This window comes from Rossellomorea sp. LjRoot5, from assembly GCF_964253455.1.
Classification (GTDB): domain Bacteria; phylum Bacillota; class Bacilli; order Bacillales; family Bacillaceae_B; genus Rossellomorea.
Map to the genome: position 1 here is coordinate 3,481,569 of NZ_CAXUQN020000001.1, position 21,567 is coordinate 3,503,135.

Below are 21,567 nucleotides of genomic sequence, written 5' to 3' on the forward strand. Positions count from 1 at the left end.
TTTTTGTAACTTTTTCTTCATTATATTCGTTATACATAGGAATTTCATTTATAAGGAGAGGATACTATGTTTAAAATTGGAAGTGTATTTGTCCCTGTGACGAATATCAAGAAATCATCTGCCTGGTATGAGGAGCATTTAGGGGTGAAGAAAATCGACTCGTGGGACGGCGGAGCCGGCTTTTTCTTACCAAGTGGATCGACACAATTTGGATTGATCGAAGTGGAAACCCCTCAGCCAACGGAGTTTGTCATTAAAGGAAAGCAGAAGAATAGCTATTTCAATTTTGTCGTTCAGGATGTCGATGCGATTCATAAGGAATTGAACGGCAAAGGTGTGGTGACAACTGAAATCGATGACTTCGGCGGGATGCGTTTTTTTGACTTCTTTGATCCGGACGGGAATCCATTCAGCGTGGTGAGCGAGGTGGAAGGATCTCCTTTTCACTCGGATAATGTGAAAAAGCTTCAGGAAATAAATCGCTGAACAAGAAAGGTGACCGGGATCCCGGTCACCTTTTCATTATGATTCTACGGCCGTTTCGAGGGCGTCGAATGGTTCTTTCTCTTTCGAAGTAATCGTATAAACGGTCTTTCCTTTTTGCCACTTCACGACGGTTTCCGGATGTTCCTTGAATCCGTTGATAGTGATGACGCCCTTTTCGTCTGGTGCGGGCAAGTAGTTCTTTTCGAGATAATCTACGACTTTCTTTGCCATGTCCTCAGCTCCGTCATATCCATCAATTTTATATTGAGGATCCGTCGGAAAGTCGACTTTGATCAGCCAGTCGCCTTCATTCCAGTAAAGATACTCATGACCGGCTGCCCCTTCCTGGAGCCCTTTGATCCCATGACCCAGATCGATGTTCGTCTGATCGACCTTCTCATACCCATTGATGGCCGCAGCCGCGTCCTCGGCTGATTCATATTGCTGCTTTTGAATATCTTTATTTTCACTGCTCGTATCACTACTTGTTTCACCACTACTATCCCCAGCATCTTCATTATTCCCACTAGTATCGGCGTTCACATCTTCACCGGTATTGTCATCTGCATTGTTTTCTTCATTCATATCCGTTGAAGTTTCCGTTTGATTTTCGTCCTGCGTCTGATTGCTTTCGTCCTGATCGGATGCAGCCCCGTCTCCGTTGCAGGCTGATAAAAATAACGCACTGCCAAGAAGGAGGGCTGCAGTATTCTTTTTACTCGACATTCCCGCACCACCTTTTAACGTATGTATACCACATTGGAAAGGAGTTATTCAATAAATGATGGTAATTGAGTTATCAATTGGGTGAAGAAGGGTATGGTCAAGGGAATTTAAAATGAGGTGATAAAGTATGAGAATGACGAAGGTGGGTCCGTCCTATTAATGAAAGAATAAAAATCCTTGAATCGAGGAGTACAGGCAAAGTAAACCGGTTAAGAATAATAACCATCCCATCCCCTTATGATTCCTCTGAATTTCTTCAATCCCCATGATTCCAATGGATAGACCACCCATCAACATCATGAGTTCAATCCATTGATATTCCTGCATCACCAGTAAATAGGTCGCTAGGACGAAACTCGCCAAAGAGCAAACAGTACCTACCATCCTTAACAAGACATCACTTCTCCTTTTCCGTGTTCAAAAAGTCAATCTCCTTCCTTTGAAGAAAGGCTTCTTCCTTGATTTCACTGATGAGTAGAGATTTAAAGACTTTCATTACAACCTTTTATTTTTGTCCTATTTCTTCCTCATGCCTCTTTGCCCTTTTATATCCTTGTACGGACCGTGCTAACATAACGGCCATGCCCCCGATCAGATAGAGCGGCTGACTATCGAAATGATCTTCGATGACTATATCTTGGAACAGGATAAAGCAACCATATAAAATCCAAAAGCCTGTGAAGTATATGGCAAACAGCCAGAATCTTGGATACATTTTTTCTTTTTTCATGTATTCGCTCCTGTGTTTATATGAATATCGACATCTTTACCGGCCCTTCCCTGTTTATAAAGCTCCACTGCTATCGGCAATCGGTACTTCACTGCCTTGCTGCTTCCTGCAACAAAGATACAATCACCGTTCATTTGATCGTCTTGAATTGAAGAGAATAATAGACGTGTCATTTGCTCATTTGTAAGATGTTCATGATTTATTTTAGAAATGTACATTCCGTCCCTCGCTGTCTTCATTATTTGGCATCTAATTTTACTCCATTAGACTCTTTTCTTTTTTAATCGTATGAATGGTAAAGATCAACCCCGTAAATCCCGCTAAACATGACGGCGGAAGACTCCACATGAGATATCGCCAATCTCCCGTATACAAAGAGACGAAGAGAAACAAAATCGGAAACCCGACCAATACAATGACGGATATGAGTAATGCCAATCGATTCCTTTTTTTCATAGTGAACCTCCATTTTGATGTACTGAGCACCCCTATATTTTAACATATTTTTCCTATAATTGATTCTCTAAAACAAAAAAGAGGCACTTTTCCATTCAAAGAAAAGTGCCCGTTGCTTCATCTTTTAAGGAGCAGGAATAGTATCAGAAAAATGATCATTCCCAGAAATAAAAGATATCCCATCCCCATGCTGTATACGAAATAGACTCTTACATGAAGGATGATGCGGATGATATGAAAGATCAGGATGCATAAGAGCACCATAATGACGATATTGACCTGTCTGTCCCGGTTTCGATACATAGAAATCAGCTCCAATCAAAGAGCAAAGTACAAGATGAAACTTGTACCATTTGTCTTTCTATATACCTATTTTCCTTTGCCCCTCAATATTCATCAAACATCGATCGCTTCCAACTGTTTACGTAGATCTGAAAGCTCAGTCTCGAGTTCGTCTAGTTTCCTTTGCTGGATATCCGTGTTTCTGCCGAAGGACTCTAGCTTTTCAAGGTCCCCCTGAATACGGATATAGTCCAATTTCACTTCGTTTACTTTGTATTCCAGTTCTTCTTTCGTCATGTGGTTCATTCCTTTCATCTTTATTGTTGATCGAATCCTCTAGTATGGATTAAGTAAAATTGCCTTGCCAAAAAAGCGGGGGTATAGGGCATATCATTTCGCAGCCATGATTCTATTATCCCGATGATCGCGGCAGCATCGTACCATATGAAGATTTCCTGCTGGATGCCGGCTTTTTGCACGAAGGACGCCTCTCCCCGGCTTTCGATCCTGGTTACAAGCCAGTTGGTGAAAAAGGTCAGTATCCTCTCTTTAAAAATGGGGATTCTTCTCGTCGCAAGAACCGTTTTATAAAACTTCCCATTCAGGGAGATATGTTCAAGGAACCTCTCCAGCATTCTGATATTTTCTTCATGATCCAGTTTCTGGTCCGTTTCCGGGTCTCCCAACACGCTCGAGATTTCAAGGATCATCTCATCGGCCATCTTATCCAGCATATCCGAAATATCCTGATAATGCAGGTAAAACGTCACCCGATTGATGGTCGCCGCTTCTGTGAGCCGATTGACGGTTAATTTCTCAATATCCATCTCCTGCAGCAATTGGACAAAGGCGTCTTTCAGCAGCTGGCGTGTTCGGAGGATCCTCGGATCGGTCTGTTTCTTCTTGTTACTCATATCATCTCCCCTTCCCCGATACTAATTGACGATTTCGTTGATTCTGTATAGTTTCCCCGAATTAAACAACAAGGCCTTCTAGTGTGTAAACTAATCAACACAACCCACCGTACTGTTCATTGAATGCTTCCCGGATAGCTTCTATAATTTAATTTATGTTTTGTTTAGTATACTACACAATGTAAATTAAGCCCATGAAAGGAAGTGGAAAGGATTGAGCACCGTTACTAGCTCTATAAAAAAAGGACCCGTCATGACCATCATGATTCTGGGCGCCTTCTTTACGATATTTAATCAAACGACCATGACCGTCGCCCTTCCCACCATCATGGACGTGTTCAGCATTGATGCGGCCACCGGGCAATGGCTGACGACGGGGTATATGCTCGTGAACGGGGTACTAATCCCCGTCACCGGTTTCTTAATGCAGCGTTATACGACGAGGCAGTTATTCTTGAGTGCCATGCTGATCTTTCTGGTCGGTACGGTTGTCTCGGCCCTCGCACCCAATTTCCCTGTTTTGCTTACGGGGCGACTGATTCAGGCTGCGTCCACCGGGATCATCATGCCGCTCCTGATGAATGTAGTGCTTAAACTCTATCCTCCGGAAAAGAGGGGGACCGCCATGGGAACCGTCGGCCTGGCAATCATTTTTGCGCCGGCGATCGGTCCTACACTGACAGGCTATGTCCTTGATGTGTTCCCTTGGCAGACGTTATTTTATGGAATGATTCCGTTCATACTGATCATCATCTTGTGCGGATTCATTTTTCTCAAAAATGTATCGGAAACGATTGAAAGCAAGATGGATATGATCAGCTTGATCCTTTCCACGATTGGATTCGGAGCCTTACTTTATGGGTTCAGTGAAGCAGGCAGTGAAGGCTGGGGCAGTTTCGAGGTCATTGCCACACTGTTTGTCGGGATTGTAGCCGTCGGGCTATTTTCATGGAGACAGCTGGTCACGGAACGACCATTTCTTGACCTTAGAGCGTTCCGGTACAATATGTTCACGCTGACTACTCTCATCAATTGCGTGATTACGATGGTCATGTATGCAGATATGATCCTGCTTCCGTTGTATCTCCAAAATGCCAGGGGATTCACGGCGTTAGAAGCGGGATTCCTGATGCTCCCAGGTGCATTACTGATGGGGCTGTTGAGTCCTGCCGTTGGAAGATTATTCGACCGTTTCGGGGCAAAATGGCTTTCAGTGATTGGAATCACCATCATACTTGTCACGACGTACACATTCACGGATTTAACGGATTCAACAAGTTACATGCATCTGATCCTGATGTATGCCGGCCGCCGAATCGGGATGGCCCTCTTCCTGATGCCGCTGCAGACGGCTGGGTTGAACCAATTGCCATCAAGTCTCCATTCACACGGGACCGCCATTTCCAATACGGCAAGGCAGGTAGCCGGTGCCATCGGGACGTCCCTCCTCGTCACGATCATGACGAGCAGGACGAAAGACCATCTCCAGGACATCATGACGGGAGGCACCGATCAATCACAAGCCCATATGGTTATGGAAGCATCGATACAGGGCATCAGCGATACCTACTTTGCCATCATGATCATCGGCGCCGTGAGTTTAGTCCTGTCCTTCTTCATCAAGAAGATAGAACAGGCACCCGAGGAGACACTCACATCCCGTTCTAGCTAGCATGAAAGGGAAGGATCATCTGTGACAGATGATCCCTCCCTCTTGTTATTCAGAAAGAATATGGAACGAATACCCAAACGTAATAAATACAATGAATATAACCAGTCCGAGTAAGGTAATGATGTATTCTTTCTCCCCCGATTTCCACTGCATATAGGCGTCAAATAACCCAATGACCATAATGATCAGAAGACTTTTTAGCCATGAAGAGAAAAATACCCAGATGACAAAGAAAATGGTCCACAGAATTCGGTTCCCCCATTTGTGAAAGGAATTGATCTCCTGCGCTTCACGCCGCCTCACAATCTTCCATTTCTTCCTGGCTGTTTTTTCACTCACATAAAAGATTAATATGAATACGACAATATACAAAATAAATTGATAGATATCATTCAGGATGATGTTCATCTTCTCAGGCACTCACTTTCTATTGATCTCATTTCTATAGCTGTATGTGGAACCAATAATAGTAGCTTAGTAACACCACACTGACCGCCATGATGAAAGTGTAGTGACCATTTTTGGCTTTTTTGGTGCCTCCGAAATAAAAATAAAGTGCTCCTACTAAGAAGACCATGTACAACAAGACTTTGATCATAAAATCCATCATTCACCTCCAGTCCTTCCCCATAGAACTAATTTGAATAAAACGCGATCATCCAGAGCACCCCTACTAACCCTATTCGATAAAACGCCTTTTCTTTCCTCGTAGCACCGATTTTGTCATCTGCAAATTTGAAATAAACGATCAGGAAAAGAGATCCGAACGTCAGTATCCCATATTCAACATGATCCTTTTCAACGGAAAGATTCCTGAAGACCGCCAAGCCTATGAGCAGGAGTCCTGAATAACCCATTATGAGATGAATATGCTTTCTGGCCTGTTCTTCCTTCATGGTGTGGCCCCCTTCTTCTCATTGGTTCATAGGTATTTCTAAGATTATTTCTTTATATAACCTTCTCTTGGAAGTTTATATGAAGGATATCCGCGAGCTTCTCAGTTGTCTCCTCAACAAACCGTGTCACTTCAGCCGGGGTTAAATAGTCAAAGCGATACTCCGGTTCCAAGGCAAACGCATAGGAATCGCTGTAATAAAACTTCGTGATCCGCTTGATCTGTTTCGTAATCTGATTTTCCGGAAAGATGTCCAGGTAATCCGGGAAACTTTCAATATGTTGGAAAACCCGGTGAAAAATCGTATCCTCGTTTTCTTGTAAATATACAAAATCCGAACCATACCAGTCCCCTTTTACCTTCCTCGTGTATTCGGGCGTGCCGAGTATCGTTTGGTATACCGGTTCTTTCTTCTTTTCACGATGCATCCTGCTCCACTCCACATCGGTCACAAGATGGAGGTAGTAGCCTAAATAAAAGGAGGAGCGGGGATCGGTGAAATCCTCTCCCTCCATTATGTACTTTTCCAAAAACAGATCCGGGTTTATGCCCCCATCATCTTTAAAATGGGTGGCGATTTTGTCAGGATAAAAGATTCCTGTCTCTGGATCAGGCAACCCGCAATCCGGTCCGATATTCCCGACGAGAAATTCTTTCTCCGCTACCTGTAAGCCTCTATTCAACAAATTCTCTGCAATTCTGAAATGTACCATCCACGTTGCCAATGTGTTCAGCTCCTTTTTCCCTTTATTTTTCTGATGATCACATATACGATAAACCCCACCAAGTACAAGCCGCTCAGCAACCAAATATAGGTGAACGGGTTCGTCTTTAAGGCAATTAGCACCACATCCACCGGGTAAATATCACTGCAATACTGAACATCCTGAGGGGTAAAAATGAACATCGGTTTACACTCTGATTGGGATAAATAGGCGATTTTGCCCGTGATGAAGATGGAATAGACGTATGAGATCAACCAAATGGGAATTGACAGCAGCCATAGAATCCACCATTTTTTCATCCTATCCCTCCTTACTCTTTACTCCCGAACATATACACATTGGTGGTAGCCGACACGTTATTGATGATGCTCAAGGCGAAGATCGTGCCAAGTACGGAGCTTCCTCCGTAGCTGAGCATCGGAAGGGGAATCCCGGTGATCGGGACCAGTCCGATGACCATTCCCACATTTTCAAAAATATGAAAGGTCAGCATGGAGATGATACCTGCCCCAATCAGGATTTCATATTGACCTTTATTACGTAGGACGATGGTGATGATTTTATAAATCAACACGAAATACAGGCACAGGACGATGGACGATCCGACAAACCCGAATTCCTCACCAATGACCGTGAAGATGAAATCGGAATGGGCTTCAGGAACGGCAACCTGCCCGTCGTTGAATCCTTTCCCCGTCATCTTGCCCGACCCTGACGCAAGAATGGATAATCTCAATTGATAGCCTATTCCCTGGCCGTTTCCGAACGGATCAAGCCAGGAGTAGATTCGATCCAGTTGATACTGCCCCATAAACAATAACAATACCTCTGTTCGGTAAATGAACACCCAGAGGAGTGAAGCGATGCTTGATACCCCTAAGAACGATAAGAGTAAAAGTATATATTTATTGATTCCGGATATAAAGACCATCCCGATCATGATGCATATGATGAACATCCCGGTCCCCGCATCGGGCTGCTTCAGGATGAACCCCAGGGGGATGAAGGTGAACACCACGACTTTACACAGTAAAAATCCATCCGAAGTTAACGTCCTCTCTTCGACCTTTTCATTGTGACGGGAAATAACATGGGCCAAGAAGAGAATGAGAAAGACCTTCATGAATTCAGATGGCTGTAAAGATCCAAATCCCGGGATGGAAAACCACGCCTTCGTTCCTTTGATAATCGGCGCAATGCTTGAAGGGGCCACCATCAGGAAGGCCAGCAGCAGGATGCCAAATCCGTACAAATAAGGGGATAACCTTCTAAGCTGTTCAAAATCGAAGTAGTACACGATGGAGGTCAAAATAGCCCCGCCGATGAACCATATACATTGCTTCATAGCGAAATTGTCTTCGTAAGGCAAATATTTTTGCGCGCTGTAAATCGACACGCAACTGATGATCATAAACACAAACACAAGAAACATTAAATCCAAATCGAACTTTTTCCACTTACTTTCCATAAACCCACCTAACCTGTCCCTGAAAACTCTCTTCTTAGTAGACGATTGTAAGGGTGAAGAAGTTTCATGTTCATCCACTCTTTCCCATTTTATTTAAAAATCGTGAAAGAATCATTGAATTATCATAAATAATTTGAAATAATTGGAATTGTTTCGTTTTTTAAGGATGACTTTTTTACCAGAAAAGAGGATACGAGATGTTGAAGAAGATTCCCTTCAGAAGGATACGCTGGCCAGGTTGGGTGGTGTTGGCTGTGATCGGCATTTCATTCATTTATGGAATGGCGCACCTTGTCGAGGCCATTCGATTCGAGCCTGATTCAGGTAATGCGTCCCCTCTGACCATTGACTTTAAAACGGAAACCAAGAATGCAGATACATATACGATGTCCATCAAAACACCGAAAATGGAAGATAAGAGCATAAAAAAACCCATCCAAGGATGGATTAACAATGAAAAGAAAGCCTTTTTAAAAAAAGTGAAGGAAAACAAGAGGCAGCTGGGTAATGGCTCACGTGCCCACCTTGTCATTCAGGCAGACAGTGCGAAATCGACAGATGATACCTTTCACATACTCTTTCATTCCTATCAGCTGGTGGATGACGTCAGAGGTATAGAACACGTAAAGACGTTTACCATCAATGCTGCTGAAAAGAAGATCGTCAAGTTGCCTGACATCATGGAGATAAATAAAGAGGCGAGCAATATGATCCGGAACCGCCTCATGGGACATCCTGAACCTAAAGTGCAGAAGGCGTTACAGGATCCAGCCTCATGGAACTGGTCTCTCAACGAAACAGCACTCACCCTGTACTTTAATGAGATCGATGAATCCGGTCCCACCGAGTTGACCATTCCGATTCATGCCATCCTTCCCTTTCTGGATGAAAAGATTGCGGATTCCTTGGAAGTGGCAAAGGCATCAATTGAACCTGGAAAATACGTCGCCCTAACCTTCGATGACGGACCGGACCCCTACGTCACACCACGGATTCTTAAGGTGTTGAAAGACCATGACGTTCATGCCACATTCTTCATGCTGGGCAGCCAGGCGGAGAAATACCCGGAAGTGGCAAAGGGTGTTGCAGAAGCCGGGCATGAAATCGGCAATCATTCTGACCATCACAAAGATTTGACGAAAATCTCTAAGGAGCAAATGACGAAGGAGGTCCTCGCCTCCAGACAGAAGATCATGAGTGCCACGGGTCAGCTCCCCTCTGTCCTGCGCCCTCCTTATGGGGCCATCGATGGAGAGGTCGAACGCCTTGCCCATGATAATGGATCCTCCCTCGTCTTATGGTCCGTCGATTCACTTGATTGGAAGAACAAACAGGTGAACGCCATCCACTCTACCGTAGAGAAGGAAATGACTCCCGGGGCCATCATCCTCCTTCATGATGTTCATTCCACTACGGCCGATGCCCTTCCTGGATTATTGACCATGCTTGAGAAAGAAGGGTATGAGTTTCTCACCGTCTCTCAGCTGCAGGCGAAACTCGCAGTGGAAGCCGCAAGCCCTTTCTATGGAAATATGAAAAAGGGATGAAGCCCCCTTATGCTTCATCCCTTTTTTCTTTATTTTCCCCTTTCAAAAGGGAATACATGAGTAAATCATCAAACTGCCCGCACGTATATTCATAATGTCTGAGAAGACCTTCTTTGTGGAAACCTTTCTCTTCCACCAGTTTTCTCGAGGCGTCATTATCAGGTATAATCAAGGCTTCAATTCTCTCAAGATTAAGGTGTGTAAACCCATGATTGACAACAGCGTCCAACGCTTCACCTGCTATCCCCTGCCCCCAATACTCCCTGTTCAATTCGAATCCTACTTCCGCCCGAAAGTGCTTTGGATGTAGATTCAGGAAACCGCAGCTTCCAATGACCTTTCCTTCGCCCTTCAACGTTATCCCCCATCGAATGCCCGAACCGCTTTCTCGGATTTCACTATACCACCCGATTTCACCCTGGACCTCTTGAACGGATTGAAATGGGGGCAGCCCCATATGCTGGACCACCATTTTGTCAGAGAGGTAAGTCAACATATCTGGAGCGTCAGCTGGAAGGACTTCCCGTAACATCAGTCTATCTGTTTCAATAATTGGAAAAGAGCTGCTCATTTCGTTTCCTGCTTTCATCATTCTTTAGTCATTTAATCCTTTACCGTCCAAAATATGCTGCACATATTTTTCAACCCTCGACTCCCGGGTTTTTGCTTGCTTTGCTTTTGAAATATAAAGAATGTATGCCCTCTGACGGCCCGGCGTCAGGTTTTCAAAAGCCGTTTTCAATTCAGGCATTTCCTCGAATTTCTGCTGCAGTTCATCGGGAACCGGATATTCTTCCGTCTTTTTCAATTCCACTTCCAGACCCGCTTTTTCTACTTCGATTGCTTCCTGTATGTAGGCTTCCAGGATCGACTTCATTTCAATGATTTCTTCTGCACTGGTGAACCGGATCTGCCGGGCTGCCTGCACATTCTCCGTCTGTTGGATCAGAATCCCATGAGGATCCTTGAGTAACGCCCCTTTGTGAAACAGGAGGGCACAGTAGTCTTTGAATCCATGCATCAACACGATGTTTTTTCCATCTAACGTGTAACAAGGATGCATCCACTTGATTTCCTCTTCCAGCTCTTCAAAAGAGAGGAGGATACTCCTCAGCCGCTCATATTCTTCTTTCCACTGCTTCGCTTTTTTAATAAATCCATCAACCTTGCGATTTGGCTTGATCACATGCAACACTCCTCTCTTCTATTTTCGCCAAAAGCCCGTAAATTCAGCTTTTTCCTGAATATTATAGGTCATCATATCCTCAAGCAGTCTGTAATCGACAGGATCTTTCCAAGGAATGCGAAATAAACCTTTGGTCGCACTGTAGCCGGCTTCCTTAATGCGATCGGCAAAGTATGTCATCGTAACTTCCTCAGGAGCAACGCTCACATGATGCTTCGCAGTCGAGATCCCGATGATGAAGGTACCGTGATCCGTAAACATGGGTGTATTCCACTTGATGGCGGGTTCCAGTTGTGGGAATGTTTCCTGCACCCAGCCCAGGATCTCTTCCATTCGATTACGATGATCGGGATGGTCGATCCCGGCTAAATAAGTTGAAAAGACTTCCATTTGAATTTCCTCCTTCACTACTTCCTTTTGCTTCGTAATACTGTGATAAAACCGTTCAAAATCTCATGAGAAACCGAGAATCCTTTTCGCTTGTAGAATGCCAGCGCCTCATGGTTTCCATTCGAAGTAAAGACAAAATAGTCCTCTACATCCTCGTAACTTCTCAACCACTCCATCGACAAGGTGAATAGTTTCGATCCGATGCCGTATTGTCGATACCCCTCTTTAATATAAAATTGCGATAAGCACCCGACGTTTTCTTTTTGAACAGATGAAAGGTCGAAAAACGTGGCAAAATCATTCGAATACGCTTCCTTCGGTGATATGTTGGTATACACATAGGCGATGACTTCACTTTTTTCCGGATCTTTCACGATTACCAGATAATTATGTACGGCACTTCGAATCGATGGCAGCATCCGTGTGTCAAAATCCATCGTGTCAAACCGTTCCGGCGCAATGAATGCTTTCGACTTCTGAAAGAGCATCAGTTCATTGCAAAGTTCCCGGCAGTACTCGGCTTGTTCTTCAGGAATCACTTCATATTGCAGATTCATCACTATCATTCCCTTGTCATCAGCTTGTGTAATCTCTTATGTAGGTATTTCTCTGTTGGTTATCGGTTTTCCTTTATAAATCAAGCAGAAACGAGAAAGTATGTCTCCTAAAGGGGCGCTGCGGTTAGAATAGCCTCTGAAGACGCTCGGCATGTTGGTTTAGTTCTGAACGTCTACCTTCTTTCACATTCTCTGTGCATTTCGAGTACTCTGTGAACTACTTTTTGGGATGTGTCTTCTGCCGGTGGCATCCAAAGATTTGTAATCGGGCCGTACACCACTGGATTCAGTTCCACTTCGTATCCCCCATATGGATATGCTTCCTTTGTAGGTAAATAACCCAAATAGCCATTGGTATAGCCTCCAAAGAAGGCAAGGGGATCATTCAATTTCTCATGGACCTCAAGGGCAGACTCTGAAAAAGGCTCCATGGGGATTCCCGAAAAAGAACCTTCGTTAACCCGGAATGATTGGATTTCCAAGTCAATCGAGATGTGTCTGTCATCCTGTTTGTATTTCCCTAACATATGGGTAAGCCATTTGCTTGTATTGACTCCCCATTGTTCCTCGGCGTTGGTGGCCATTCTTTCGATCCCCTCTGGTTTCGGGATTTCGATTAATGTCATCGGCATGATAGTCGACTGTGTGTTTAATTTAGAAATCTTCTTATACTCAATGGAAGGAATCATCGTCAAAACACTGCCACTCAAAGCATATGCCATCTTTTCCAACGCTTCCCGTGAGCCACGGTATCTGGCATTCACATTCCCTGCGGCACCTTGAACGATGATGACGGGGCAGCCCAGTGTCTGTTCAAGGATCTTTCTCGACTCTCCAGGATAGTCCCCGGACAGGCTATCACTATCCGATTTCAGGACATTGGGATGGGCCGTACAGAATACGATGGCCCCTGAAAGTGTGCGATCCTGTTGATGTCGAATAGCCATAATCCCGATTCGCTTATCCACCACCCCATTCTCATTGGTCCCCATCTTCACTCTTCCGCCCGCTGTTTCTTCTCTTCGATTCACTCCGATATCTGCAAGAGTGACATTCCAGCCCACTTCAGAAGGTTGCAGACGTTCATGTGCCATTACAGCGGCCTTCACCGTATTTTCAATCAGAATGGTTTTATAGGCTTTCACTAATTCCCTGCTACTGACCGTCGCGGGTCCCGAATGGGTATGAGTGTAGACGACCGTTATTTTCTCATAGGACACGTTCAATTCAGCGGCAATCCGTTCACGAATCACTGACGTATCCTCAATCAGCAGTCCAATGTTATCTACGCTGATAAAAACTGATGTATCTTGGTTGTTTTCAAACACGAATGCTGTGGAAAAAATACGTTCATCTATATTCCTAATTCCTTCAGGTCTGTGGTACCCGATAAAATCGATGCCTAAAGGAGGCGTTATATCAATCTTGTACACTCCTACTCTGCTCAATTTTCCCTCTCCTTGTTCGAAACTTTTTTTAATTGGTAAAGATTTTCATTTCTAATCTCTCCTCCAATTATTCCAAAACCAGGCAACCTACTCAAGGAAATATTTTAGAGACATTTATGGAGAAACAAAGGCACACAAAAAAAAGCTCTTTGTCTGCCACAGACAAAGAGCTTTCCTATTAATGTCCGACGGCTTTATCAAGACCGCCAGGCTGATTGTGAACAGCCAGCCTGTTCACAAGTTTATTGCTTTCTTCGTTCAATCCGATCAAGGTGACCTTCACACCGTTCTGGTGATATTTGATGACCACTTTATCGATGGCCCCTACAGCAGAGTCATCCCAAAGATGGGCATCCGTAAGGTTTAGCGCCACTTCTTTCACCGGTTCAGTGAAATCAAACGATTCAACGAACTCCGTTACGGAAGCAAAGAATAACTGACCTGATACCCGATAAACCTTTTTATGCGGTTGATCGGTGGATAGCGTCGTAATCTTCACTTTCGAAATCTTGGAGGCAAAGAATATGGCACTCAAGATGATTCCAACCAGTACCCCTTTTGATAAATCATGGGTGAGGAGCACGGTAATGACCGTCGCCAACATCACGACCGTATCTGATAATGGCGTCTTATGAAGATTCTTAATGGATGCCCAATCGAATGTCCCGATTGAAACCATGAACATCACTCCGACTAGTGCCGCCATGGGAATGGTGACAAGGAAGTCGTTCAACAACAGGATCAGGATCATCAAGAATACACCTGCTACCAATGTAGACAAACGCCCTCTCCCGCCTGACTTCACGTTGATGACCGACTGACCGATCATGGCACAGCCTGCCATCCCGCCAAAGAAAGCAGAAATGATATTCGCCATCCCCTGCCCTTTTGCTTCCTGGTTCTTATCACTTGTTGTATCCGTCATATCATCCACGATGGATGCGGTCAAAAAGGATTCAACCAATCCGACAATCGCAATGGAAAGCGAATAGGGAAAGATAATCTGTAGTGTTTCAAAGGTAAACGGAATATCAGGGATCAAGAAGATCGGTAACGACTGAGTCAGTTGCCCCATGTCACCCACGGTCCGCACATCACTATTGATCAAAACAGCGACCACTGTGATGGCAATGATGGCAACCAAAGGAGATGGAACCGCTTTGGTGAAGCGTGGGAGAATATAAATGATCGCCAACGCTCCGGCTACCATCGCATACATCACCCATGATTCATCGACAAAATGCGGTAATTGTGCCGTAAAGATAAGAATAGCCAAGGCATTCACAAACCCGATCATGACGGAACGCGGAACAAACTTCATTAATCGTCCTAACTTACATACACCCATAATGATCTGAATGACACCCGTCAGAATGGTGGCGGCCAGTAGATACTGCAGCCCGTGATCGGCCACAAGGTTTACCATTACCAGAGCCGTTGCACCGGTCGCAGCGGATATCATCCCGGGGCGCCCCCCTACAAAGGCAATGACCACGGCAATACAGAAGGAAGCGTACAATCCGACCATCGGATCGACACCCGCTATTATTGAGAACGCAATGGCCTCCGGAATCAAAGCCATGGCTACAACCGTACCTGCCAGGACATCCCCACGGATGTTTCCAAACCACTGAGATTTAATTGTTGATAAATTCATTATGCACCTCTTTTTTTAAAAATTTTTATTGACTTTCAACTCTCATGAAAGTCGGGTCCGTTAAACACAAGGGCCATTATATAACGAATTCCATCGATTGTGAAGTGTTCATTAAAACGATGACTAACCTATTTTACTTTTATTTACTTTGATATACGCTTGTTTTCGATACAATTCAACTTCTATTAAAATCACATTGAAGGATAATAGATGATTATAGTAGAATTCCTTAAAACCCTGAAACAACATAGAAGGGAGATTCATTCATGTTTAATAAAATAACAGAACCCCTTCAGCTCACTGGCCGAAGGGGTTCCATTCATCGCAAAGCTCTCTTCTATTTTATCGGTACAAAGATTAACAGCACTTGCTTTCTTCGTTTCCTTCAGAAGAACAACAACACTCATTTTCTACTTCTTTTATCTTTATCTGACAACAATCTTGAGAATCGCTTTTCTTATCCCCTAGTAAAATCTTAATGAAATTCATTTCAATCCATCCCCTTCCATTTTTTAAATCAAATAAAATTGATCAATATCATACATCAACTTTATTTGATTTATACTCATAGTATATGTTTCACTTTTCAAAATAGCAACTAATAAATCAAAAAAAGTTGATTTTAAGAACCGACACACAGTCCGCTGCATAGGATATATCAAAACTATTTGATTTAACACTTGACACATGAAAATAATGGATATAAGATGATTACATCAAGAAAAATTGATGAGAAACGAGGATTGAGTGATGACAAACGACATTCCATTACAAGACGTATCGGACACAAAGATTTTTGAAACTTACGAACAGAAGTTCAAAGCCATTGCCGATCAAAAAAGGCTTCAGATCATGAACATATTGACGATGAAAGGCGAAATGTGTGTATGTGACCTGGCTCCACTTATGGATATGAAGCAGTCCAAATTATCGTATCATTTAAAAATTCTCTTAGATGCAAACATTGTTAAGAAAGAAACTAAGGGAACTTGGAGTTATTACAGCTTGAACCAGGAAGAGATCAACCAACTGCTTTCAGCCGAATTATGCTGCCTGTTCAGGCCATCCTGTTAAATTTTTAAAGTTTATATCAATTTTTTTGATTTATAAATCAACTTATTTTGATTAATTGAGGAGATACAAATGTTTAACTTCTATAAAGAAGAAATGATCTTAAAGGAAAAAAGAAGCGACATGCAGGAAAGGGTAGCCATGTATCACGCTAAACCGGCATCATCCCTCTTCACTAAGAAAATCGAAGAGCAAATATGCTGCAGCCCTTGCTGCCCGGCAGTTTAATCAGGAAAGGGGATCATCAATATGTGGGGGGAAACTGTTAAAAGCTTTCTGGAAATTGCACTGGAATTAACGGTTTTGTTTGTGGTCATTTCATTCGCCATCAGTCTACTGCAAGGAGTCATCCCTTATGAAAAAATCGAGAAAATGATTTCAGGGAAAAACAAGGTTTGGGGTGCCGCCGCTGCAATCGTTTTTGCATTTGTCACTCCATTTTGCTCGTGTTCAACGATACCTGTTGTGGTGAACATGTTGAAAAAGAAACTGCCGTTTGGAATCGTGATGATCTTCTTATTCGCTTCACCCGTTTTAGATCCCACAATCCTCACGATTATGGGGGTCGTACTCGGGTGGAAAGTAGCCTTTATTTATACAGTGATTACGACCATCTTCTCTATTAGCATCGGCTTCTTGCTCGAGGCATTCGGATTTGAAAAGTATGTCAAGAACGTCATGATGACCGGGTTCAATGAAGAAGAGAAGAAGTTCTCCATGAAGGGAGCTTGGAAGGAAACCGTTGACTTGATGAGAAGTGTCTATCCCTATCTCATCATTGGTGCAGCCATCGGTGCCGTCATCCATGGGCTCGTACCGACGGAATGGATCTCCAGTTTCTTCGGGAGGGACCATTGGTGGCTCATACCGATCGCTGCCATTGTCGGGGTTCCTTTATATATACGTCTTTCAAGTATGATCCCCATTTCACAGATTTTAATCATGAAAGGAATGGCACTCGGACCTGTTATGGCGATGATGATCAGTTCAGCGGGAGCCAGTCTTCCTGAAGTGGTCCTTCTAAAATCCATATTCAAAAAACAACTGGTCATGACCTTTGTTTTATCAGTGATCACTATGTCTACCGTATCAGGATTCATCTTCTACTTTGTCTGATGGATTGAAAAAGGCAGCTGCACTTATGCAGCTGCCTTTCCTACTAACAACGATTACTCTCTCCCCCATCAGGAGCTGTTTCTTCATTATAGTTTCATTTGTCCTATCAAACCTAGTATTCACCGGTCTCCGCAAAACTATGGATTCTCTCCCCAACCTCGTCACGTACGCGTTGGAAGAATGCCCATTTCTCTTCTTCGGTACCTTCCGCCTTCGCAGGGTCGTCGAATCCCCAATGAACACGTTTCACTTGAGGAGGGGTCATCGGACATTTATCCGCTGCATCCCCGCATAATGTGACGACCAGATCAGCGTTATTCAGGATTTCAGGATCGATGATATCGGATGTTTGATTTGTGATATCAATATCGACTTCTTTCATTGCTTTTACCGCATTAGGATTTAAACCGTGCGCTTCGATTCCTGCGCTGTATACGTTCCACTCGTCACTTAAGTGCTTTTTAGCCCAGCCTTCTGCCATTTGGCTTCGGCATGAATTACCTGTACATAGGAAGTAGATGGTTTTCTTTGGCATGTTGAATCTCTCCTTTAATGTTTGTTAGATGATTAATAACCATAGATATAGCCCGACCAATGTGATGAAAAGGGTTGGGATGGTCAGGATGATTCCTGTTTTAAAATACGTCCCCCAGGAGATTTTCACTCCTTTTAATGAAAGGACGTGGAGCCATAGTAATGTGGCCAGTGATCCGATGGGGGTGATCTTCGGTCCTAAATCCGAACCGATGACATTGGCATAGATCAATGCTTCACGTGTGACACCCGTCGTATCTGTACCGGCAATCGCCAGGGCATCGATCATCACCGTCGGCATATTGTTCATGATGGACGATAGGATCGCCGCGATGAAGCCCATTCCGACCGTTGCCGCAAATAATCCCTGGTCCGCCGTCATCTGGATGACATCCGCCAGCACATTGGTCAGCCCTACGTTACGCAGGCCATATACGACCACGTACATGCCAATCGAGAAGAACACGATCGCCCACGGAGCGCCTTTGATGACGGTTTTCGTATTGACGGCTGCACTCCTTCTGGCCATGAACAAGAAGAAGATGGCTACGATCCCTGCAATGATGGAAACCGGCACGCCAATGAATTCACTGGCGAAGTAGCCGATAAGGAGAATCGAGAGCACCACCCAGGAAAGACGGAACATCTTGATATCCTGTATGGCATCCACCGGTTTCTTAAGCTGAGAAACATCATAATTCTTCGGGATGCTCTTTCGGAAAAAGAGATAAAGGACCAGTATACTTGCTCCGAGTGAAAACAGATTCGGAACAATCATCCGGGAAGCAAACTCCACAAATCCGATTCCGAAGAAGTCAGCGGACACGATGTTCACCAGGTTACTTACCACTAAAGGAAGAGATGTCGTATCAGCGATGAATCCGCTGGCTATGATGAACGGGAACACAAGCTTCTCACTGAAATTCAGATTCCGTACCATCGCAAGGACAATCGGTGTCAGAATCAGTGCCGCTCCATCGTTGGCGAAAAGAGCCGCCACCACTGCACCGAGGAGTGATACGTAGATGAACATCATTACGCCGTTTCCTTTTGCCGCCCTTGCCATATGCAAGGCAGCCCATTCAAAAAATCCGATCTCATCAAGAATGAGAGAAATAATAATAATCGCAATAAATGCTAATGTCGCATTCCAGACAATGCCGGTCACATCGACCACGTCGCCAAAATCGACAACCCCCACTATCAGCGCCAAGATGGCTCCGCCGATTGCGGACCATCCGATGGAAAGCCCTTTAGGCTGCCAAATGACGAACACAAGGGTGATGAGAAAAATCACAGATGCCAATATTGTCATAATTCTTTTTTACCTCCTATTAATCACAAGAAATGCGTAAGCCCTGCTCCTCCAACTCCATCAATTTGAAGTCCTGGTTCGGCAGGTGGTCAAGGAGGCTTTGGATCATCGGAAAGTATTCACTGTCGCGGTTAAGCGAATAAATAATCCATTGACCCCGGCGTTTCTCCCTCACGATCCCCACATCCCTTAATTTGCGGACATGTTGACTGATCGCAGGCTGACTTGCTTTGAAGATTTCCACAAATTCACACACACAGCAGTCATTCGTATCTAGTATTTTCACCATCGTCAATCGGGTCTTATCCCCTAATAACTTTAAAATTGTGGCAGATTTGTCTAGTTCAACCGTCAACTCGCCACCTCCTTATATAATTGTATGCTTATATAATAGTTCACTTATATATAGATTGCAAGACGTTTTTGCACTCTACTTAGAAGCAACTTTAAATTTGTTGAACACTATATACTGGTTTTGTGAAGAGCTGGAGAAAAGGAATTGGACTACAGAAAAAAACCGGAGATTGTTCCCCGGTGAAAGAGTTTAATATATTATTAAGTAATAGTAAAACAGGCAGCAACCAACTGAAACGATTAAGGCTCGATGAGATCCGTATCAGGAGGAATATATCCCAGCTGTCTGCCTATTTTCACGATTTGTCCTTTATGGTGGAATTCGTGTGTGACGGTATGAGTATACAGCCATAATGCAGAGATTTCTGCACTTTCACCTTCCCCGAAGGATATGTGCATGGTGTGATCCCAATTCCCTTTGAACTCCTCTAGAAATTCATGAAGCAGGTCATCAGTCTTCCTGAAAATTTCACGCATTTCTTCTACAGTGGTTGCGGAATCTGGAGTGATTTTAGGAAAAGACCGACCTAGAGCACGACTTCCCAGCCATACACGATAACAATCCGCTACGTGAACGTGCAGATTCCGAATGGAGTCACCACCGAATGAATCAAGTTCTTTTACATAATCGGATGGGGACATGGTTTCACAATAACGAAATAATAACTCTCTGGTACGGCGGATCCAGTCATATTGGCTTTCGAAAACATCCATTTTTTGCACTCTCCTTTTATGGTTCCTCACTTTATTTTCGTGCTTTTAAAATCCAGTAAACTCTCTTAACGTTTAACCTGCAGATAATCGTGAGCCTCTTTCTTTACGAAATGCTTCTCGATAAACGCTAGTACTTCCTCATTTCCAGGTAAAGACACAATGCCCATTGCATCTTTAAAGGACAACCATCTATAATCACTATGCTCTTCGTTTAACACGACTTTCTGATCATCTCGTACGAATCCCACAAACACAGGAGCGATGTATATGTAATTCCCTTCAATGGAATAAATCCGATCAAAGGTGTTAGCAGAATATAAGGAAAGGTTCGTGATGCCTGTCTCTTCTTCCACCTCTCTGTATGCAGCTTCCCATGCTTTCTCGCCTTCTTCGATTCCTCCGCCGATATAGCACCATGCATCTTTTAAAACCGCCTCGGCTCTTTTCACGAGTAATACTTTTTGTTGATTCCCCTCTTTTTTTAGTAATACGACGGCGATTCCTGTGCATCTGATTGGTACTTCGCTCATGTCATCACCCTTTTCGTGTCAGTCCACAACCGCTGGACCCCTACCAGTTCCAAACCATTAAATTCCATCCGATAAATATCCGGTTTGGTCGTACTGTGCAGGAAACTCAAATCATAGCGGCTGTCATAATGGCCCATCATCAGCGTCATGATGGCTCCATGTGTGCCGACCGCAATCTTCTTTCCTTTATATGTATGTAAGAGTGTATCCAACACGGTAATGGCCCGACTTTGACATTCGGCATTGGATTCTGCCTCCTTTAAGGCAAAATCCGGGTCGCGGAACGACGCCTCCAGCAATGGTCCGAGTTCCTGGTCGGAAATCCGGTTGTTATTTGTGGAAAAGATCCGTTCCTTCAGGTCTTCTTCCACGATCACAGATTGTCCGATATGCTGACTTATCCCTTCCACCGTTAGAACTGAACGGAGGTAGGGACTCGATACCACGACGTCCATGTCTTCCTTTTGCAGCAGCTCGGTCACTTTTTGGGCATCGGCTATCCCTTTTTCCGTTAATCCCCGTGTACGTTCAGGACCTTCTTTCGGTGAGTCGCCGTGTCTTATCATATAGATGTAAGTACTCAAATCAAGATTTTCTCCTTTCATTTTAAAAATTTGTCCTCTTTTGGAAAAACTTATTGGGAACCTACCAATCTCTTATCCTGGTAGCACTAAGAATCGGCCCCGGAAACAGGAATCATGCCGGTTTCAATCACTTTTATGCGGGACCTGCCACAATCATGCGGTTTACACGATTATCGTGCGGGAATAGAAAAATTCGTGCCGGATATGAGA

Annotated in this window: 33 protein-coding genes; 6 read left to right on the plus strand and 27 right to left on the minus strand. The window is 44.0% G+C overall.

Annotated elements, in window-relative coordinates:
* The first annotated feature begins 66 nt into the window (after positions 1-66).
* A complete protein-coding gene (locus tag ACSQ2E_RS17745; protein WP_435992679.1) occupies positions 67-486 on the plus strand; it encodes a VOC family protein in 420 nt (139 codons plus the stop codon).
* A 36-nt stretch (positions 487-522) separates the two neighbouring features.
* On the opposite strand, the gene ACSQ2E_RS17750 is transcribed toward ACSQ2E_RS17745, so the two are convergent.
* The 8 genes from ACSQ2E_RS17750 to ACSQ2E_RS17785 all read right to left on the minus strand — a co-directional run bounded on the left by ACSQ2E_RS17750 (position 523) and on the right by ACSQ2E_RS17785 (position 3,594).
* Positions 523-1,212, minus strand: a complete 690-nt coding sequence (locus ACSQ2E_RS17750) for a hypothetical protein (protein WP_435992681.1) — start codon at positions 1,210-1,212, stop codon at positions 523-525.
* Positions 1,213-1,368: 156 nt separating this feature from the next.
* Positions 1,369-1,596, minus strand: coding sequence for a DUF3953 domain-containing protein (locus tag ACSQ2E_RS17755; RefSeq protein WP_435994631.1), 228 nt, complete (start codon positions 1,594-1,596; stop codon positions 1,369-1,371).
* A gap of 121 nt (positions 1,597-1,717) precedes the next feature.
* Positions 1,718-1,942: a hypothetical protein gene (locus ACSQ2E_RS17760; protein ID WP_435992683.1), complete on the minus strand. Its 225-nt coding sequence runs from the start codon at positions 1,940-1,942 to the stop codon at positions 1,718-1,720.
* A complete protein-coding gene (locus ACSQ2E_RS17765) occupies positions 1,939-2,181 on the minus strand; it encodes a hypothetical protein (protein WP_435992685.1) in 243 nt (80 codons plus the stop codon). The genes ACSQ2E_RS17760 and ACSQ2E_RS17765 overlap by 4 nt, the downstream gene beginning before the upstream one ends.
* Positions 2,182-2,197: 16 nt before the next feature.
* Positions 2,198-2,398 (minus strand): hypothetical protein, encoded by a 201-nt coding sequence (locus ACSQ2E_RS17770; RefSeq protein WP_435992687.1) that lies wholly within the window; start codon positions 2,396-2,398, stop codon positions 2,198-2,200.
* Positions 2,399-2,515: 117 nt separating this feature from the next.
* On the minus strand, positions 2,516-2,701 hold the full coding sequence (locus ACSQ2E_RS17775; protein WP_435992689.1) for a hypothetical protein: 186 nt from the start codon (positions 2,699-2,701) through the stop codon (positions 2,516-2,518).
* A gap of 93 nt (positions 2,702-2,794) precedes the next feature.
* Positions 2,795-2,977, minus strand: a complete 183-nt coding sequence (locus tag ACSQ2E_RS17780) for an SE1832 family protein (protein ID WP_061808884.1) — start codon at positions 2,975-2,977, stop codon at positions 2,795-2,797.
* 20 nt (positions 2,978-2,997) lie between these two features.
* Positions 2,998-3,594 carry a TetR/AcrR family transcriptional regulator gene (locus ACSQ2E_RS17785; RefSeq protein WP_435992691.1) on the minus strand — a complete coding sequence of 199 codons (597 nt, stop codon included), beginning with the start codon at positions 3,592-3,594 and terminating at the stop codon, positions 2,998-3,000.
* Between the two features lie 253 nt (positions 3,595-3,847).
* On the opposite strand from ACSQ2E_RS17785, the gene ACSQ2E_RS17790 reads away from it, so the two are divergent.
* Positions 3,848-5,266, plus strand: a complete 1,419-nt coding sequence (locus ACSQ2E_RS17790) for a DHA2 family efflux MFS transporter permease subunit (RefSeq protein WP_435994633.1) — start codon at positions 3,848-3,850, stop codon at positions 5,264-5,266.
* Positions 5,267-5,311: 45 nt separating this feature from the next.
* Here the strand turns inward: ACSQ2E_RS17790 and ACSQ2E_RS17795 are convergent, their stop codons facing one another.
* The 6 genes from ACSQ2E_RS17795 to ACSQ2E_RS17820 are packed head-to-tail and all read right to left on the minus strand — an operon-like array spanning position 5,312 to position 8,354.
* Positions 5,312-5,674: a DUF4181 domain-containing protein gene (locus ACSQ2E_RS17795; protein WP_435992693.1), complete on the minus strand. Its 363-nt coding sequence runs from the start codon at positions 5,672-5,674 to the stop codon at positions 5,312-5,314.
* Positions 5,675-5,708: 34 nt separating this feature from the next.
* Complete coding sequence (locus ACSQ2E_RS17800) at positions 5,709-5,876, minus strand: hypothetical protein (RefSeq protein WP_435992695.1); 168 nt, start codon at positions 5,874-5,876, stop codon at positions 5,709-5,711.
* Between the two features lie 25 nt (positions 5,877-5,901).
* Positions 5,902-6,162: a hypothetical protein gene (locus tag ACSQ2E_RS17805; RefSeq protein WP_435992697.1), complete on the minus strand. Its 261-nt coding sequence runs from the start codon at positions 6,160-6,162 to the stop codon at positions 5,902-5,904.
* Between the two features lie 52 nt (positions 6,163-6,214).
* Entirely contained in the window at positions 6,215-6,886 is a 672-nt protein-coding gene (locus ACSQ2E_RS17810; protein ID WP_435992699.1) for a zinc dependent phospholipase C family protein, read from the minus strand.
* A 5-nt stretch (positions 6,887-6,891) separates the two neighbouring features.
* A complete protein-coding gene (locus ACSQ2E_RS17815) occupies positions 6,892-7,185 on the minus strand; it encodes a hypothetical protein (protein ID WP_435992701.1) in 294 nt (97 codons plus the stop codon).
* A gap of 11 nt (positions 7,186-7,196) precedes the next feature.
* Entirely contained in the window at positions 7,197-8,354 is a 1,158-nt protein-coding gene (locus tag ACSQ2E_RS17820; RefSeq protein WP_435992702.1) for an FtsW/RodA/SpoVE family cell cycle protein, read from the minus strand.
* Positions 8,355-8,551: 197 nt separating this feature from the next.
* Here ACSQ2E_RS17820 and ACSQ2E_RS17825 point away from each other — a divergent pair, with 197 nt between their 5' ends.
* Positions 8,552-9,901 (plus strand): polysaccharide deacetylase family protein, encoded by a 1,350-nt coding sequence (locus ACSQ2E_RS17825; RefSeq protein ID WP_435992703.1) that lies wholly within the window; start codon positions 8,552-8,554, stop codon positions 9,899-9,901.
* Between the two features lie 7 nt (positions 9,902-9,908).
* On the opposite strand, the gene ACSQ2E_RS17830 is transcribed toward ACSQ2E_RS17825, so the two are convergent.
* From ACSQ2E_RS17830 to ACSQ2E_RS17860, 7 genes are all read right to left on the minus strand, one after another.
* The gene (locus ACSQ2E_RS17830) at positions 9,909-10,472 is read right to left on the minus strand and encodes a GNAT family N-acetyltransferase (RefSeq protein ID WP_435992704.1); all 564 of its coding nucleotides are present in this window, start codon (positions 10,470-10,472) and stop codon (positions 9,909-9,911) included.
* A gap of 24 nt (positions 10,473-10,496) precedes the next feature.
* On the minus strand, positions 10,497-11,087 hold the full coding sequence (locus tag ACSQ2E_RS17835) for a YdeI/OmpD-associated family protein (RefSeq protein ID WP_435992706.1): 591 nt from the start codon (positions 11,085-11,087) through the stop codon (positions 10,497-10,499).
* An 18-nt stretch (positions 11,088-11,105) separates the two neighbouring features.
* Positions 11,106-11,477 carry an iron chaperone gene (locus ACSQ2E_RS17840; RefSeq protein WP_435992708.1) on the minus strand — a complete coding sequence of 124 codons (372 nt, stop codon included), beginning with the start codon at positions 11,475-11,477 and terminating at the stop codon, positions 11,106-11,108.
* Positions 11,478-11,494: 17 nt separating this feature from the next.
* Positions 11,495-12,034, minus strand: coding sequence for a GNAT family N-acetyltransferase (locus ACSQ2E_RS17845; protein WP_435992710.1), 540 nt, complete (start codon positions 12,032-12,034; stop codon positions 11,495-11,497).
* Positions 12,035-12,207: 173 nt separating this feature from the next.
* Positions 12,208-13,482: a neutral/alkaline non-lysosomal ceramidase N-terminal domain-containing protein gene (locus ACSQ2E_RS17850; RefSeq protein ID WP_435992712.1), complete on the minus strand. Its 1,275-nt coding sequence runs from the start codon at positions 13,480-13,482 to the stop codon at positions 12,208-12,210.
* Positions 13,483-13,660: 178 nt separating this feature from the next.
* Positions 13,661-15,139, minus strand: coding sequence for a SulP family inorganic anion transporter (locus tag ACSQ2E_RS17855; RefSeq protein ID WP_435992714.1), 1,479 nt, complete (start codon positions 15,137-15,139; stop codon positions 13,661-13,663).
* 260 nt (positions 15,140-15,399) lie between these two features.
* On the minus strand, positions 15,400-15,546 hold the full coding sequence (locus ACSQ2E_RS17860) for a hypothetical protein (protein WP_435992716.1): 147 nt from the start codon (positions 15,544-15,546) through the stop codon (positions 15,400-15,402).
* Positions 15,547-15,889: 343 nt separating this feature from the next.
* Between ACSQ2E_RS17860 and ACSQ2E_RS17865 the strand changes: the two genes are divergently transcribed.
* The 3 genes from ACSQ2E_RS17865 to ACSQ2E_RS17875 all read left to right on the plus strand — a co-directional run bounded on the left by ACSQ2E_RS17865 (position 15,890) and on the right by ACSQ2E_RS17875 (position 17,326).
* On the plus strand, positions 15,890-16,213 hold the full coding sequence (locus ACSQ2E_RS17865; protein WP_435992718.1) for an ArsR/SmtB family transcription factor: 324 nt from the start codon (positions 15,890-15,892) through the stop codon (positions 16,211-16,213).
* A 69-nt stretch (positions 16,214-16,282) separates the two neighbouring features.
* Positions 16,283-16,438 carry a hypothetical protein gene (locus tag ACSQ2E_RS17870; RefSeq protein WP_435992720.1) on the plus strand — a complete coding sequence of 52 codons (156 nt, stop codon included), beginning with the start codon at positions 16,283-16,285 and terminating at the stop codon, positions 16,436-16,438.
* A gap of 21 nt (positions 16,439-16,459) precedes the next feature.
* Entirely contained in the window at positions 16,460-17,326 is an 867-nt protein-coding gene (locus tag ACSQ2E_RS17875) for a permease (protein ID WP_435992722.1), read from the plus strand.
* A 112-nt stretch (positions 17,327-17,438) separates the two neighbouring features.
* On the opposite strand, the gene arsC is transcribed toward ACSQ2E_RS17875, so the two are convergent.
* The 6 genes from arsC to ACSQ2E_RS17905 all read right to left on the minus strand — a co-directional run bounded on the left by arsC (position 17,439) and on the right by ACSQ2E_RS17905 (position 21,357).
* Entirely contained in the window at positions 17,439-17,861 is a 423-nt protein-coding gene (arsC, locus tag ACSQ2E_RS17880) for an arsenate reductase (thioredoxin) (RefSeq protein ID WP_435992724.1), read from the minus strand.
* A gap of 24 nt (positions 17,862-17,885) precedes the next feature.
* On the minus strand, positions 17,886-19,175 hold the full coding sequence (locus ACSQ2E_RS17885; protein ID WP_435992726.1) for an arsenic transporter: 1,290 nt from the start codon (positions 19,173-19,175) through the stop codon (positions 17,886-17,888).
* A gap of 19 nt (positions 19,176-19,194) precedes the next feature.
* On the minus strand, positions 19,195-19,530 hold the full coding sequence (locus tag ACSQ2E_RS17890) for an ArsR/SmtB family transcription factor (RefSeq protein ID WP_435992728.1): 336 nt from the start codon (positions 19,528-19,530) through the stop codon (positions 19,195-19,197).
* A 239-nt stretch (positions 19,531-19,769) separates the two neighbouring features.
* Entirely contained in the window at positions 19,770-20,243 is a 474-nt protein-coding gene (locus ACSQ2E_RS17895) for a DinB family protein (RefSeq protein ID WP_435992730.1), read from the minus strand.
* A gap of 65 nt (positions 20,244-20,308) precedes the next feature.
* Positions 20,309-20,773, minus strand: a complete 465-nt coding sequence (locus tag ACSQ2E_RS17900; protein WP_435992732.1) for an NUDIX hydrolase — start codon at positions 20,771-20,773, stop codon at positions 20,309-20,311.
* The gene (locus ACSQ2E_RS17905) at positions 20,770-21,357 is read right to left on the minus strand and encodes a histidine phosphatase family protein (protein WP_435992734.1); all 588 of its coding nucleotides are present in this window, start codon (positions 21,355-21,357) and stop codon (positions 20,770-20,772) included. The genes ACSQ2E_RS17900 and ACSQ2E_RS17905 overlap by 4 nt, the downstream gene beginning before the upstream one ends.
* Between the last annotated feature and the right edge of the window lie 210 nt (positions 21,358-21,567).

Excerpts from the sequence above, each read along its gene's own strand:
- ACSQ2E_RS17860 (WP_435992716.1), bottom strand. The coding sequence starts at position 15,546 with ATGAGTGTTGTTGTTCTTCTGAAGGAAACGAAGAAAGCAAGTGCTGTT.
- ACSQ2E_RS17875 (WP_435992722.1), top strand. The coding sequence starts at position 16,460 with ATGTGGGGGGAAACTGTTAAAAGCTTTCTGGAAATTGCACTGGAATTA.
- ACSQ2E_RS17820 (WP_435992702.1), bottom strand. The coding sequence starts at position 8,354 with ATGGAAAGTAAGTGGAAAAAGTTCGATTTGGATTTAATGTTTCTTGTG.
- ACSQ2E_RS17795 (WP_435992693.1), bottom strand. The coding sequence starts at position 5,674 with ATGAACATCATCCTGAATGATATCTATCAATTTATTTTGTATATTGTC.
- ACSQ2E_RS17800 (WP_435992695.1), bottom strand. The coding sequence starts at position 5,876 with ATGATGGATTTTATGATCAAAGTCTTGTTGTACATGGTCTTCTTAGTA.
- ACSQ2E_RS17845 (WP_435992710.1), bottom strand. The coding sequence starts at position 12,034 with ATGAATCTGCAATATGAAGTGATTCCTGAAGAACAAGCCGAGTACTGC.
- ACSQ2E_RS17770 (WP_435992687.1), bottom strand. The coding sequence starts at position 2,398 with ATGAAAAAAAGGAATCGATTGGCATTACTCATATCCGTCATTGTATTG.
- ACSQ2E_RS17885 (WP_435992726.1), bottom strand. The coding sequence starts at position 19,175 with ATGACAATATTGGCATCTGTGATTTTTCTCATCACCCTTGTGTTCGTC.
- ACSQ2E_RS17775 (WP_435992689.1), bottom strand. The coding sequence starts at position 2,701 with ATGTATCGAAACCGGGACAGACAGGTCAATATCGTCATTATGGTGCTC.
- arsC (WP_435992724.1), bottom strand. The coding sequence starts at position 17,861 with ATGCCAAAGAAAACCATCTACTTCCTATGTACAGGTAATTCATGCCGA.
- ACSQ2E_RS17840 (WP_435992708.1), bottom strand. The coding sequence starts at position 11,477 with ATGGAAGTCTTTTCAACTTATTTAGCCGGGATCGACCATCCCGATCAT.
- ACSQ2E_RS17830 (WP_435992704.1), bottom strand. The coding sequence starts at position 10,472 with ATGAGCAGCTCTTTTCCAATTATTGAAACAGATAGACTGATGTTACGG.
- ACSQ2E_RS17790 (WP_435994633.1), top strand. The coding sequence starts at position 3,848 with ATGACCATCATGATTCTGGGCGCCTTCTTTACGATATTTAATCAAACG.
- ACSQ2E_RS17805 (WP_435992697.1), bottom strand. The coding sequence starts at position 6,162 with ATGAAGGAAGAACAGGCCAGAAAGCATATTCATCTCATAATGGGTTAT.
- ACSQ2E_RS17900 (WP_435992732.1), bottom strand. The coding sequence starts at position 20,773 with ATGAGCGAAGTACCAATCAGATGCACAGGAATCGCCGTCGTATTACTA.
- ACSQ2E_RS17745 (WP_435992679.1), top strand. The coding sequence starts at position 67 with ATGTTTAAAATTGGAAGTGTATTTGTCCCTGTGACGAATATCAAGAAA.
- ACSQ2E_RS17760 (WP_435992683.1), bottom strand. The coding sequence starts at position 1,942 with ATGAAAAAAGAAAAAATGTATCCAAGATTCTGGCTGTTTGCCATATAC.
- ACSQ2E_RS17780 (WP_061808884.1), bottom strand. The coding sequence starts at position 2,977 with ATGACGAAAGAAGAACTGGAATACAAAGTAAACGAAGTGAAATTGGAC.
- ACSQ2E_RS17755 (WP_435994631.1), bottom strand. The coding sequence starts at position 1,596 with ATGGTAGGTACTGTTTGCTCTTTGGCGAGTTTCGTCCTAGCGACCTAT.
- ACSQ2E_RS17825 (WP_435992703.1), top strand. The coding sequence starts at position 8,552 with ATGTTGAAGAAGATTCCCTTCAGAAGGATACGCTGGCCAGGTTGGGTG.
- ACSQ2E_RS17865 (WP_435992718.1), top strand. The coding sequence starts at position 15,890 with ATGACAAACGACATTCCATTACAAGACGTATCGGACACAAAGATTTTT.
- ACSQ2E_RS17895 (WP_435992730.1), bottom strand. The coding sequence starts at position 20,243 with ATGGATGTTTTCGAAAGCCAATATGACTGGATCCGCCGTACCAGAGAG.
- ACSQ2E_RS17855 (WP_435992714.1), bottom strand. The coding sequence starts at position 15,139 with ATGAATTTATCAACAATTAAATCTCAGTGGTTTGGAAACATCCGTGGG.
- ACSQ2E_RS17870 (WP_435992720.1), top strand. The coding sequence starts at position 16,283 with ATGTTTAACTTCTATAAAGAAGAAATGATCTTAAAGGAAAAAAGAAGC.
- ACSQ2E_RS17765 (WP_435992685.1), bottom strand. The coding sequence starts at position 2,181 with ATGAAGACAGCGAGGGACGGAATGTACATTTCTAAAATAAATCATGAA.
- ACSQ2E_RS17815 (WP_435992701.1), bottom strand. The coding sequence starts at position 7,185 with ATGAAAAAATGGTGGATTCTATGGCTGCTGTCAATTCCCATTTGGTTG.
- ACSQ2E_RS17750 (WP_435992681.1), bottom strand. The coding sequence starts at position 1,212 with ATGTCGAGTAAAAAGAATACTGCAGCCCTCCTTCTTGGCAGTGCGTTA.
- ACSQ2E_RS17785 (WP_435992691.1), bottom strand. The coding sequence starts at position 3,594 with ATGAGTAACAAGAAGAAACAGACCGATCCGAGGATCCTCCGAACACGC.